Genomic DNA, 11376 nt, shown 5'->3' with positions numbered 1-11376 from the left:
GCAACCTGCTTGATCACGGAGTTTGTCGGCCGGCGGAACGGGATCCGGCCATGACCACACACCCGGTTGCGTTCGTCGACGAAGCGTTCATCCGCCTGCACCAGCACCCCGGAGCGTACCTGTTCGCTGCCGTCCTGGTCGACGCCGACGACCTGGCGGACGTCATCGACGCCGCCCGCCACGCCGCCGGCCACCACGAACAATTTCATGCCAGCCACCTCTACCGCCGCGGCCATATCCAACCCATCGAAGACATGCTCGACACCACCGAAGCCCACGCCGGCTGGACCCTCATGATCGCCCAAGCACCCCTCGGCGATCACCAGGAAACCGCCCGGCAAGCGGCACTCACCCAGCTGCTGCGCCAGCTCAACGACCAGAAAGTCCGCGACGTCGTCCTCGACACCCGCGCCAGCCCACGCGAACAACTCGACACCCAGCTCCAAGGCCGCAAGATCAACCCAAGCGACCTGCCCGACATCACCACCTACCGGCGGCTTGTCCGCAGCCAGCAGATCAACGCCCGGATGCGGTTGCAACACGTCGACGACCGGCACCAACCCGCACTCTGGCTGCCCGACGTCACCGCCTGGGCCTTCCAACGCGCGCTCGTGTTCGACGAACCACAATGGTGGAGCAGAGTCGCGAGCGTCGCCACCATCCACGACGCTGCCACGGGCCGAGAACTCTCCCTGACAAACGACAGGACCGCTCCACCCACAGGCGAACGCGGTCCCCAAATCCAGAGCCCAAGTGCTCAGAACTCGTTGTCATCGTCATTCTATACGCTCAACGGCGGCACCACGAACCGCACACAAGGACCCGGATACCTCTACAACACCCTGCTCACCCAAGCAATGGAAGCAAGTTCTGCGTCTTCCGGAATCGCGCTTCAGGCCAGCATCGCCACCCTCTCGGCGAACGTCGACCGACTGGCAACCGCGATCTCCGCGACCACCCAAGACTGTGCACTGCCGGATCCGTCTCACCCTGGCGACGCGGATGCCGGGAGTCTCGACGCGGGCAGCCGGGTCGAGGCACCCACCACGCACCGAGATCCGAGCGAGCCCGAGCTCGGCTAACGACGTTCTCCACCTGCAGGCGCAGGACGCAGCTACCACCCCTTGCGTTCACCGGCGATGTCCGCGCACGTCGGAGACGGGAGAGGCGCCGGCGGCATCCCGTCCGGAAAGACGAAGTCCGCGATGCGGTCACCGGCGTTGGTGATCGTGCTGCGAGCTGGTGGCAGGGGGAACCCAGCGAGTGGATCATCCTCAGGATGGTGGAACACCGCCCGGTGAGCATTCATCACAATGTGGCCGTTGAAGGCTTCGGCAACCATCGTGCTCGTCGGCAAGACCTCGTCCACCCCACCCGGCTCCGCCATCACGAGCGCTACCCGACGGTCGAGAGGCAGAAGAATCATGCCCGCATTCCCCACCCCGACACCTCGCCCGGTGGGGTGATCAGGTGCCGCGATCAAGGTCACTGGGTTATCGCAGGTTACTAACGCCTTTCGGTCGAAGCGGAAGATTTGCCAGCCACGCATGAGCAGGAGTGCCGTCATGTCGGGCCACGCGCCGAGCATCGAAGACACGTGGGCGTTGCGACTCTTCTGAATTCGGTACGAGTCGAAATCGCTCAACGTCGCCCAGAGGGAGTCCACCTTTTCGTCCGTCGGCTCTCTGCCGTCCCGCCGACGAAGCATCGTCCGTAGTTGTGGCTTCCCGCCGGCACCGATTTGGAGTTTCAGCAAGACATCGGCGATCTCGTCGCTTACTTGCCGCTGGAATGAGGTACGGAGTAACTGGAGCGCAGCCCAGAGCACGATCGCCATTCGGGTGTCTTGGTCGATCGGCCACAGCGCTTGATTAACGACTCGACCAACTGCCGTAGAGGCGTCGCTTTCCACATCGCTGAGGAGCTTCTCGACGTCGTCATGTTGCTGCCCGTCCACGTCCTGGACAAGGTAGAAGTCCCGCTCCACCGTGGCATCGTTGATTGAGACGAGATGTCCCTCACCGCCAGCCAAAGGAACGCGTCTGAGCATGTCTCGCGTATTGGCGAACCGCCGGAGGTGGAACTTCGGCACGATGTGATGCCGCCGACGCAACCTTTCGTCCCTAGCCACTCCACCCACGGTACGGGGATCGCCAAACTCTTTTTCTGGCCCTGTCTCCGTCGCATCGTCGGGGAAGCAGAAGCTGGCAGCCGTCGCCACTCGGAGTAGGTCGTGGAGGACCGCTAGGTCGAGCGGTCGGCAGAACTCGTCAAATCTTCGGCTCGGATCGCCATCTGGCCATCATGTTCGACGCCACAGGGTTGCTAGCGGCGTAGGTGATCGCAGGTGTCGACACCTTGAATGCAACAGAAGTATCAGTGGCTCTACTGAAGGAGGAAGAGGTCGGTGCGTGTCTCAACTCGTGCTCCCGGCCGGTCCTCTACCGTCGCGGCATGACGAAACGCGCGGATCTGGTGTTGCTCGGTGACCGGATCTGGTACCTGCCCGACGGGGTACACGACCTGCAGTGTGTCGCCCGAACTCGCCGGGGACCGCGCTGCCGCAACTATATCGAGAACGGTCAGATCGCTAGCTGGACCCAGTTGCGCTCGGCTCGGGGACTGATCACGGTGTACGACCTAAGCGGGCACGCGGACGCGACGGTGCAGCGCTGGCGGGAGCAGCACTGCGAGGTGCATGACAGCCTCGACGTGGTCGACTTCGGCTCGCCGGAGTGGGAGCCGTTCGATCCGGCCCGTAATGCCGCGATGGTGACCTCCCTTGAGGAGCAGATCGCGGAGTTCGCGCGCCGGCTGCGCGAGGGCGTCACCGAGGACTGGCGTCCCTGGCATCCGGTGCCGATGTAGCGACCGGAGGTGGAGGTGCACCTCCATCTGCTGCCGCACCCCTCCGTTCGGGTGAATGACCGGACCGGGTTGCGTCAATGGCTCCAGAGCTTCGTGGTGGCCACTAAGGTGACCGCTCGTGAAGAGCAGCATCATCGGGGTGGAGCAGGCGCAGGCGGCGGTGGAGACCGAGGAGCCGGGGACGACGTTCGCCTTCGAGGACGACTACGTGGTGGCCCTGCGAGTGCACCGCGAATACCGGTACATGGAGCCGGGCGGGACCCCGATTGTCACGATGGGCCTGGTCATCGGCACAGATGACGACACGTCGCCGCCGGTGCAGATCCGCCTGCCGCGGCTGCTGCTCGACGCCCCGACGGCGCGAGGCTTCGCCAAGGCGCTGATCGCCGCGGTCGAGCAGGCGGAGCGCATCGCCGACGGTTTAGAACCCGGACCCGGCTGACTACGGCGCCCCGGTAGCTCCGCAAGCGCTCGTCGGTCCTCCTTCCAAGAGTTGATAGTCGCGGTGACCGATTAAAGAGGTGAGCCCGTCCGCAGTTCGACCACGAGGAGAGGTGTCCCGTGACTCCTGAGTCCCGCACCCAGGTCCAGACGCATTTGCTCGACCCCGTCACCCCGGTCTCCACCGGGCTGCGCGCATTGGTCGCGCTCGCCGATGCTATCGGCGAGCGCGTCACCGCAACCTGGGCCCGCCAGGAGCTCGACGGTCATCCCGCCGATCGCCTACCGGACTATCGCAGGGTCACTGCGCCGATCTACGGCATGGCGATGCGCGCAGGCGCTCCGGTCTACCAACGAGTCGACCTCGCGGACCTGCCCGCTTCGCACCGTGAGGAGATCAGCCGCCGTCACGCGGCGCTGGGTCTGCATCAAGGCGTCGTCACACTCGAGCGGGCATTAGTGCCGCAACCCGAATACGCCTTGAGCCCTGACCCGATCCTGCATCCCGACCTGCCCGCAGACGTCGAACTGATCAGGCTCATGCCACCACGCGACGACGACCTGCGGTTCGCCAAGCTGTACTGGGCGATCAAGCCCGATGACGTCCGTGGCGTACTCGACGCTATTCGCGCTGCCGCCGAGACTAAGGTGCGCGCCCTGAACCTTCCGGATCCGGCGGGCAGCGATGAGACGCGCAAGCAGACCTGGTGGACCAAGTTTAGTGGCCTCGCCACCGCGATTGGACTTGTGATCGCCCTCGTCGCGATCGCTGTCACAGTCGCCATGGGTTGAACCCGTCATCGAGCCGAAGGCCGACCCCGACTGGGGTCGGTTCCTCGGCGTGTCAAGGCGTTGGCTGTTCTCCCGATCCCGGTAACGGCTGAGTGAGCTGGTGGGGTTGTTCATCGTTCCACTCAACTAGCGCCACGGCGATGAAGTGATCCACCACGGGTCTAAACGCGTCCGGTGGAACATCGCTGATCTCGAGGCGAATGAGCAGCGAGTCGTACATCGAACGAAGCCGTGCTTCTCGTTCTTCCGGCGTGTCGGCCGCGCCGACACCGGCGAGGTAGGCACGAGTCGCGCGCGCCTCATTTAGCATGGCCACGATGCCCGACCACCGGAGTTGGCGGCCCATTCCTTTGCCGATGGTGGCCAGCAGAGGTGGCAGGACCCGCTTGGCATGGTCTTCGCCATACTGGACGAACAGCTCCCCCGGCACCTCGAGGTCGTTCGCGATAGCGCCGGCCAAGACTCCCACGCAAGCGTCAACCAGGCGCACCGGTGCGCGGCGCACCCACGAGTTGGCCGGCCGGGACTTGTATCCGTAGTCCGTGGTGACATGCCGACGTAGCGCCGAGTTGGTCGCATGGGTGAAGTATTGCGACGCAGGCCGGTACGCCACGTCATACAGGTGAATGGCCAGCGTGGCGGAGGTCTTCTTGTCGATCTGCTCGGTCATCGTCCGTACCCCTGGAAGGCTCTGTGGTTCGCCAAGAGCGCCCACGGCCTGCCGAATGAGCTGCTGGGAGATGAGTCCGGTGCCCGACAGGAAGGTCAGCATGGCTGCCCCAGTCTTGAACTCGGACGCCCGGAGTTTGGCTGCAGCGCCGGGAATGAGTAGACACCACAGGCCGAGGATGCAGGTCTCGATGCCGGTCCGTGCAAGCAGGGCCGCCGCTTCTCGCTGACGCATCCGGACCGCGCGCCGCGTCTCCCGTTGCAGGAACAGCAGCCGCAGTAGGGCCAACCGGGCGAAGTGTTCACCGGTGACCTGTTCCTCGTCGCGCGGCAAGAGGCTGCTGGTCGCGAGGGTGCGCGCGGTGCGTCGAACGCGGATGCGGCGCGGAAGGTCCGGGTAAGGCAACACGCCACGAAGGACCGAACGGGCGAGCGCCGAAAGGATGGCCATCACAACACGGCATCATCGCAACAATCCGGTCGAACCGCGTCACCTTTTCGGCACGGCGGAAGGCGCGGCCGAACCTGCCAGCCTCGGCCGCTCCGGGAAGGTGCGTCGGAACGGCCGATGCTGCCTCTATGGCTGGCGCAGTTCGGTGAGGACATCTCGCGCGCAGGCAACGAGCAATTGTTGAATGTTCACCTGCTCGGTGACAGCGCTGCTCACCGGGATGAGGGCGACGCTCATTCAGAGATTGCCGTCAAACGCCAGCAGGTGCGGGCCGGTCGTGGGGTCGGTGTAGACGGCGGCCTGCTGGCCGAGTCCCGGCACATCGGCAACCTCGGTTGACCTCTGCTGGGTGCGTCGCTCACCTCCGTAAAATGCCTGCGCGCCGATCCCAACTTGCTGATCATGACCTCCAGCGAGATCAAACTACGCATCCCACCAGGGCCGTATTGGTGACTGCAGTTTGCGATCGACGAGGCATTGGTGTCGCTAAATCGCGGCTGGCCGGAGTTGCCACCATCGACGCCGAGCTCGCGGGTGAGACGCATGTGGTTCAGTGCGCTGCATACGTCACGCCGATTGACGTAGCGACCTGCGGTGTTGTCTTTCAGTGCCGAGCCGCCGGTGTGCACAGCGGCAGACGCCGATGCGCTGATTGTGGGCTGGGTGGTGCTGCCTGTGTCACGGCAAGCGCTTGTTACAAACGCGAGAAGCACGGCCACGACCGCGCAAGCGGCACGGGCAGTCGCGGTGGTCCGTGAGATGGACATGAGTCGCCCCCTTCCGAGTGCGTGTGCACGGTCACGGGGCCTACCACTGGTAACCGCTGCCGTCGGTCAGATTCACGACCATGCCGGTGTGCCTGTAGAACTTCATCGCCGAGAACAGCGCGAAGCCGATGCCGGCGACTGTCCACGCCCAATACAGGATCTGCCAGCTTCGACGGCTGCCGGGCCGGGCCGCGACGGGAAAGAGCAGGCAGCCCAGCGCGGACGGGCCGTATAGAACGGCCGCGAAGAAGGTCTTCTCGACGGCGGGGTGATGATGCAGCAGCCCTGTGATGGGTTCCTCGGCAGATGCGGCGCTGATGACGTCGAAGCGCAGGATCGCCAGGGTGCACCAGGTCATGACAAGCCCGAGGATGAAGACGATGACGCCCACGGGACCCAGCGCGTCCGGTAGCCGGTCGGGGGCGAACGCCGGCGTGGTCCGGCTGATCCGCCAAGCGGCGGCCAGCAGAAGCACGCCGAGCAGGAGAGCTGGTTCGTCGAAGATCGTGTCGACGTAGGGCGTGGCCTCGGCGTGCGGGTGGCTGAAGATCATGGCGAAGCTCAGGCCGGTCAGCAGGATGCCGAGGACGCCGAACGCGGCGGCCCAGCCGCTGTGGTCGGCCGGTGCCCGAACCAGGGGCAGAGGCATGCGTTCATTACGCAGCCAGGCCCAGTAGCGCGGGACGAGGATGAGCGCCGCGCCAGCGGCGACGCCGATGAGCGCGTTGTACATGATCATGAACTGGCTCCTGGCCGGTGGAGGTCACCGATGGTGTGCGGCGATGAGGTGCCGCAGGACGTCAATGTCGTGCCGGCCGGCGCCGGCTCCAGTGCCGAGCAGGGCGTTCAGCTCACCGATGAGCTGGCCACGTAGGTGCTGGTTCAGCGCCCACCCTTCAGCGGTGGGCGCGAGCAGGGACCGTCGGCGATCCTGAGCGGGGATGCTGCGGCGCAGCAGCCCGCGTCTGATGAGGGTGGCAGCCGAGCGGGTCACGGAGCCTTTGGAGACGTGGGCCAGTGCGGCGACGACGCCGGTATCGACGGGTCGGTGCATGACGGTCAGGTGCAGCACGTCGTAGCCGGTCCAGGTCAGGTTGGCGTCGTAGAGGACGGTGACCTCGAGGTGGTGGCGCGCGAAGTTGGCGGTGCGGCACAGCACCGCGACATGGTCGAGCCAGCCGGCTCCGGCGTCACCAACCGGGCTGCTCGGCGCCGCTGGCACCGCCAGTACGGGGACGTCAGCAGTGACCGAGGGGTGTTCGCTCATGGCGTGGTTCCGGTGTCAGGCTTGCGTGATGCTCGCGGGCTGGGCCGTGCGCGTGATCGGCGCTGGCGGCGGTGGTCGCCGCGGACAAGAAGTTTCACGAACTTCTCGACGGGCCAGAGCCGGTAGGCGTCGCGGTACAGGCCGTTGGTGTCGATGCGGCGTTGGTTGCGCTGGGCAGGTCGGTCACCCGAGGTTGGAACAGGCACGGTCGTGGTCCTTTCGATGAGCGATGAGCTGACTTCGCGGTCTCGGTCGTTGGCGGGGGTTGTCACCGACACGGCGACGCCAGTGCCGTGGCTGGGGCGTTATGCACGCCGTGGAGCCAGGCGGCGGTGGTGGCGAACGCCAACGGCGCCATGCGGTGCAGGTTGATTGAATGGCCGGTTTGCGGGATGGTCGCCGCGGTCACGGCGGTGCCGGAAGGGAAGGCGGTGTGTTCGCGCTGGCAGATGTCGGCCGGTGTGGTGCAGGGCTGACCGGTGCTGCAGAACAGGGTGTCGGTGGTGCCCATGACGAACAAGACGGGCACGGTGATGGCGCGGCTGTAAGCCAGTTCGTCGTCGGGGGTGAAGGTGAGTTCGCTGGTCGTGGCGGTCGTCTTGGTCTGCTCGTCCCAGCCGGCGGCGCCGCGTACGGCGGTGTTCGGGTCGAGGAAGTATCGGGGCCGGCTGCCGGGCCGGGTGGTCAGGTAGCCGTCCGGCGGTGCGGTGTCGGTGAACTTGGGGTCGGCGGAGGCCGGGTACAGGTCGGCGGTGAAGCGGGTCACTTCGTCGATGCGGATGTCGTGCAGCAGGCCGGTGAGCACGAGCGCGTCGACATCGTGGTAGGTGGCGGCTTCGGCCATTGCGATGATCGAGCCGTAGGAGTGTCCGACCCCGACGACGCGGGTGAACCGGCCGAGGGTGCCGTCGCGCAGCGCGCGGACGGCCTGGTGAGTGACGGTTGCTTCGGTGGTGGTGGTGACCTGGTCTGCGGGTGGCCGGTCGCTGGCGCCGGTGCTAATGCGGTCGACGAGGTAGACGGCGTCACCGGCGGCTCGCGCTGCGGCGGTGTAGTCGGTGCGCTGGTCAATGCCGGTCCAGTAGCGGTGGGTGTAGGTGAGCCCGGGGACTAGCAGCTGCACGGTCGTGGTCGTGCGGGCCGGCTGGCACAGCCATCCTGCGAGCCGGTACTGCGATGCTCCGGGGCTGGGGGTCAGCGTGACGCTCAGGTCGTGCCGGGTGCATCCCGGCAGTGCCTTCGATGGCGGTTGCGCGTGCGCCGCGGGCATGACCAGCGCCAGGCCGGCCAGGATGAGGGCCATCGCCACGGTGAGAGGCGTCAGGAGGTGACGAGCTCGCGGCCTCCGGAAGTCCTGGTTGATGGCCGGGATGGTGTTGGACAGCATGCGCTGCTCCTTCGGGGTCGTTCGGTGAAGGCGGTCGAGGGACGGCGATTTGCCGGGAAGTGCGAATATTCCAACGGTCTGAGCGAGTCGAGCCGTGTGGCCGATCCCTCGTGGCGTCGGACTTCTCCGTCGCCGCAAGCAAGCTGTCGGTGGCGGAGCCAAGACTGCAAGGCCGCTGCCCCCGGACCAGCTCCGCACCCGACGAGGCGACGAGGGCTGCGTCGCTGCCAGGAACCGGCGCTACTAGAGAGGTCAGGTATTCCCACGCTCGTCCGGGACCTAGGCAATCCGAGTCGTCAGTCCGAGCAACCACAGCAACGACCCTGCCGGTGGGACAACGCCTCGGAGTAGCTGTCTCCAGCTGTCCCCAGTTGTCCCTTGGCCCGTAGGTTGGCGGCGGTACCAGGCCCAACGTCTCCGCTAACCGAAGAGGGTGGTCGTGAAGGCCGGAAGCCAGCGGACATCGATCGTCCTGCTACTTGTGCTCGGTACCGTTGCCGCCGCCGTCCGATACTTAATGAATGGCCGGCGAATATGACGATCAAATCCCGGGCTCTGGCTGCTCGTGCCGCTGCGGAGGAAGTCTGTGCCGCTACTTGGTTTGCGGGACCGGCTGGGGCTCTAGCCGGGCGACGGTGACCCTGTGCTCGCTCGTGCCTTCGTATGTCTGGACAAGCGGTTCCTTCCAGCAGCGAATGGTCAACGCCGCCGAGAACCTCGCTGACGCGGCTCAGGCGGCCAGCGCCGAGGAGGACGAGTTCGAGATGTTCGTCGAAAAGCTCGCCCGCGATGAACAGCATCTAAAACTCTTGGCACGAGTGCTGAGCGACGCGCAGGACAGCTCCATGCGCGACAAGCGCGAGCCCACGGCCGTGTCTTGGCCAACGCAGCCGATGAGACCGGGACCAAGGTCGACAGCGAACTCGCTGACGCACATGTCATCGCCGATCTCGACGCTGTCCATGTCCGCGTCCCGAGCGCGGGAGGCAAGGATGAAACGAGCGCGCGGCACCAGCCGACGGATGTCCTAATGATGTGAGGGGTTGGGCCTGCGCAACAGGCCAGCAAGTCGAAAGAGCCGGCCAGTGTGTGCGAGCCTGTTAGGCGTGACAACCACTGTGCGCTACGACGCAGATCCCTACGCCTGGTACTTCGGCGAAGAACGGCGGCGGCACAACGGCGGCGACTCGATCATCATCAAACGAAACGATCTCCGGGCAACGACCGCAACAGATCTTGCCCGTGCTTTCAGATGGTCACTTGAGGTCCAAGGCTGGCCTGAATCAGTGTTGATTGATACGGCTCCCGACGATATTTACGAGCCGAAGGAGTCAATTGTCGAGGCGATCTCCTTCTGCATGCCCGATGGCCAGCGTCTCGCCGTGCAATGCGACGTTGTAACGGACGACTATCTTGAGGATGACGCCGCCCTTCACGCTCGCATTGCCTCCCTAATTGAGCCGCTTCTAAAGCGTCACAACGCGATGCTGGTGAGTGCGAAGATTGGACACCGCACGACACCTCCGTTCATCCACGAGGTGCTGCTCACAACATCGACGCGAGGCAAGACCCTTGAGACCCTCTTTCAGATCGGTGAAAACGTAACGACATTGATCGATGCAGCCAGAGCCGGTCTGATTGCGAGAGATACAGTCCTAGACCTGGTACTGGGCGGGCGCGCTGATCTTCTCGTAGGGCAGCCGGAGGGGCCTTGGCTTGATGTCAAGTCGCATCACTATGACTTGACGACACCACACGGGAAGATTTCGCTCGCCGAGTCCGTCGCTCGCTTCGCGAACGCGGAAGAGGGCGGTGTAGTGATCGTCGGGATGAACACTTCGAAGGTATCCGGTGGAGAAGTCATCAAGGCCGTCAAGCCCGTACCCATCAACGCAGGAGACGTACGACGCTATCGTCAAGCCATCGAGAACCGACTCTTCCCATTTCCTACCGGCCTAAGAGTCGAGCCCGTCGAGATTAGCAATGAAAGTGGTCTGGTGATCATTGCCATCCCCCCGCAGGAAGAAGAACTCAAGCCATTCCTCGTGCATGGCGCAATCGTTGGTGGCCGGGTTGAGGGCGCGTACATCAGCATCGTTCGACGCAGCGGCGAAGATTCGATCCCAATCACTGCGCAGCAGATCCACAGCACCTTGGCAGCCGGTCGCGCACTCCTGCGGCGCGGGGTCCTGCCGCCATCTAAAGGTGAGTAGCTGAAGCCTCCTCTTTACGTTTGCCATTCCGGGCAGCACCCATCCTGTAGACCAGTATTCTACGAACATGAAATCAGTCAGCACGCCCGGATGGCGGAACTCAAGCGAGTTAACCGCTCGACGAGTGGCCGCGTCGTTGTCAACAGCAAAAAACGAAGCGCTGATTCAAGATTTAACATTGGATGAAGTCTATCGATTGCTTGCAGATGACGACGCCAAAGAAATATTCGACGAAGTCGAATCGGAAGAGTCGGCCCCTGAGAGGCTACGGTCGGCAATACAACTGAGTAGAGACACCTCCCCAGGTGCGCCTTCGGAGTTGGCAATCGAAGCGCACAAGACAGTTCTAGTTGAACGCGTACGGACGTTCTTCGAGGATCATCGATTCCCTGCCCCCTTGGCTGCCGATCTACTCCCAGCAGTCAAGACAGGCGCACCGCTTGAGTGGGCGCTGGATTCGCTAAGTAATGTGGTCATCCCAGAAGAAAGTCAATGATGTCCAGTCATCGATCAGAATGCAT

13 protein-coding genes are annotated in these 11376 nt (G+C 64.4%); 7 read left to right on the top strand and 6 right to left on the bottom strand.

Annotation, left to right across the window (positions count from 1 at the left end; all coding sequences use genetic code 11):
• The first annotated feature begins 50 nt into the window (after positions 1-50).
• Positions 51-1082, top strand: a complete 1032-nt coding sequence (locus tag IT780_RS32885; protein ID WP_199515724.1) for a hypothetical protein — start codon at positions 51-53, stop codon at positions 1080-1082.
• Between the two features lie 32 nt (positions 1083-1114).
• Here IT780_RS32885 and IT780_RS32880 read toward each other — a convergent pair whose 3' ends face one another.
• A complete protein-coding gene (locus IT780_RS32880; RefSeq protein ID WP_199515723.1) occupies positions 1115-2131 on the bottom strand; it encodes a DUF4238 domain-containing protein in 1017 nt (338 codons plus the stop codon).
• Positions 2132-2454: 323 nt separating this feature from the next.
• Between IT780_RS32880 and IT780_RS32875 the strand changes: the two genes are divergently transcribed.
• From IT780_RS32875 to IT780_RS32865, 3 genes are all read left to right on the top strand, one after another.
• Positions 2455-2868, top strand: a complete 414-nt coding sequence (locus IT780_RS32875) for a hypothetical protein (protein WP_199515722.1) — start codon at positions 2455-2457, stop codon at positions 2866-2868.
• A 118-nt stretch (positions 2869-2986) separates the two neighbouring features.
• Positions 2987-3310 (top strand): hypothetical protein, encoded by a 324-nt coding sequence (locus tag IT780_RS32870; protein ID WP_199515721.1) that lies wholly within the window; start codon positions 2987-2989, stop codon positions 3308-3310.
• Positions 3311-3429: 119 nt separating this feature from the next.
• Entirely contained in the window at positions 3430-4101 is a 672-nt protein-coding gene (locus IT780_RS32865) for an AbiTii domain-containing protein (RefSeq protein ID WP_199515720.1), read from the top strand.
• Between the two features lie 52 nt (positions 4102-4153).
• Here IT780_RS32865 and IT780_RS42305 read toward each other — a convergent pair whose 3' ends face one another.
• Entirely contained in the window at positions 4154-5221 is a 1068-nt protein-coding gene (locus IT780_RS42305; RefSeq protein ID WP_233413887.1) for a hypothetical protein, read from the bottom strand.
• Positions 5222-5338: 117 nt separating this feature from the next.
• Here IT780_RS42305 and IT780_RS32855 point away from each other — a divergent pair, with 117 nt between their 5' ends.
• Positions 5339-5560: a hypothetical protein gene (locus IT780_RS32855; protein WP_199515719.1), complete on the top strand. Its 222-nt coding sequence runs from the start codon at positions 5339-5341 to the stop codon at positions 5558-5560.
• Positions 5561-6028: 468 nt separating this feature from the next.
• Here IT780_RS32855 and IT780_RS32850 read toward each other — a convergent pair whose 3' ends face one another.
• From IT780_RS32850 to IT780_RS32835, 4 genes are all read right to left on the bottom strand, one after another.
• The gene (locus tag IT780_RS32850) at positions 6029-6727 is read right to left on the bottom strand and encodes a DUF981 family protein (protein WP_199515718.1); all 699 of its coding nucleotides are present in this window, start codon (positions 6725-6727) and stop codon (positions 6029-6031) included.
• A gap of 24 nt (positions 6728-6751) precedes the next feature.
• The gene (locus tag IT780_RS32845; protein ID WP_199515717.1) at positions 6752-7255 is read right to left on the bottom strand and encodes a MarR family winged helix-turn-helix transcriptional regulator; all 504 of its coding nucleotides are present in this window, start codon (positions 7253-7255) and stop codon (positions 6752-6754) included.
• Between the two features lie 268 nt (positions 7256-7523).
• Complete coding sequence (locus IT780_RS32840; protein WP_199515716.1) at positions 7524-8642, bottom strand: alpha/beta hydrolase; 1119 nt, start codon at positions 8640-8642, stop codon at positions 7524-7526.
• 730 nt (positions 8643-9372) lie between these two features.
• Positions 9373-9606 (bottom strand): hypothetical protein, encoded by a 234-nt coding sequence (locus IT780_RS32835; RefSeq protein WP_199515715.1) that lies wholly within the window; start codon positions 9604-9606, stop codon positions 9373-9375.
• Positions 9607-9748: 142 nt separating this feature from the next.
• Between IT780_RS32835 and IT780_RS32830 the strand changes: the two genes are divergently transcribed.
• Both IT780_RS32830 and IT780_RS32825 read left to right on the top strand, forming a co-directional pair.
• Positions 9749-10855: a hypothetical protein gene (locus tag IT780_RS32830; protein ID WP_199515714.1), complete on the top strand. Its 1107-nt coding sequence runs from the start codon at positions 9749-9751 to the stop codon at positions 10853-10855.
• Positions 10856-10922: 67 nt separating this feature from the next.
• The gene (locus tag IT780_RS32825; RefSeq protein WP_199515713.1) at positions 10923-11351 is read left to right on the top strand and encodes a hypothetical protein; all 429 of its coding nucleotides are present in this window, start codon (positions 10923-10925) and stop codon (positions 11349-11351) included.
• Positions 11352-11376 lie beyond the last annotated feature (25 nt).

It is taken from the genome of Nucisporomicrobium flavum, assembly GCF_016464385.1.
Classification (GTDB): Bacteria; Actinomycetota; Actinomycetes; order Mycobacteriales; family Micromonosporaceae; genus Actinoplanes; species Actinoplanes flavus_A.
Note: the sequence above shows the minus strand (reverse complement) of the source record. Positions and strands in the feature narration are given on the sequence as shown.

Excerpts from the sequence above, each read along its gene's own strand:
- IT780_RS32855 (WP_199515719.1), top strand. The coding sequence starts at position 5,339 with ATGCTGCCTCTATGGCTGGCGCAGTTCGGTGAGGACATCTCGCGCGCA.
- IT780_RS32845 (WP_199515717.1), bottom strand. The coding sequence starts at position 7,255 with ATGAGCGAACACCCCTCGGTCACTGCTGACGTCCCCGTACTGGCGGTG.
- IT780_RS32840 (WP_199515716.1), bottom strand. The coding sequence starts at position 8,642 with ATGCTGTCCAACACCATCCCGGCCATCAACCAGGACTTCCGGAGGCCG.
- IT780_RS32825 (WP_199515713.1), top strand. The coding sequence starts at position 10,923 with ATGAAATCAGTCAGCACGCCCGGATGGCGGAACTCAAGCGAGTTAACC.
- IT780_RS32885 (WP_199515724.1), top strand. The coding sequence starts at position 51 with ATGACCACACACCCGGTTGCGTTCGTCGACGAAGCGTTCATCCGCCTG.
- IT780_RS32835 (WP_199515715.1), bottom strand. The coding sequence starts at position 9,606 with ATGGACAGCGTCGAGATCGGCGATGACATGTGCGTCAGCGAGTTCGCT.
- IT780_RS32875 (WP_199515722.1), top strand. The coding sequence starts at position 2,455 with ATGACGAAACGCGCGGATCTGGTGTTGCTCGGTGACCGGATCTGGTAC.
- IT780_RS42305 (WP_233413887.1), bottom strand. The coding sequence starts at position 5,221 with ATGGCCATCCTTTCGGCGCTCGCCCGTTCGGTCCTTCGTGGCGTGTTG.
- IT780_RS32850 (WP_199515718.1), bottom strand. The coding sequence starts at position 6,727 with ATGATCATGTACAACGCGCTCATCGGCGTCGCCGCTGGCGCGGCGCTC.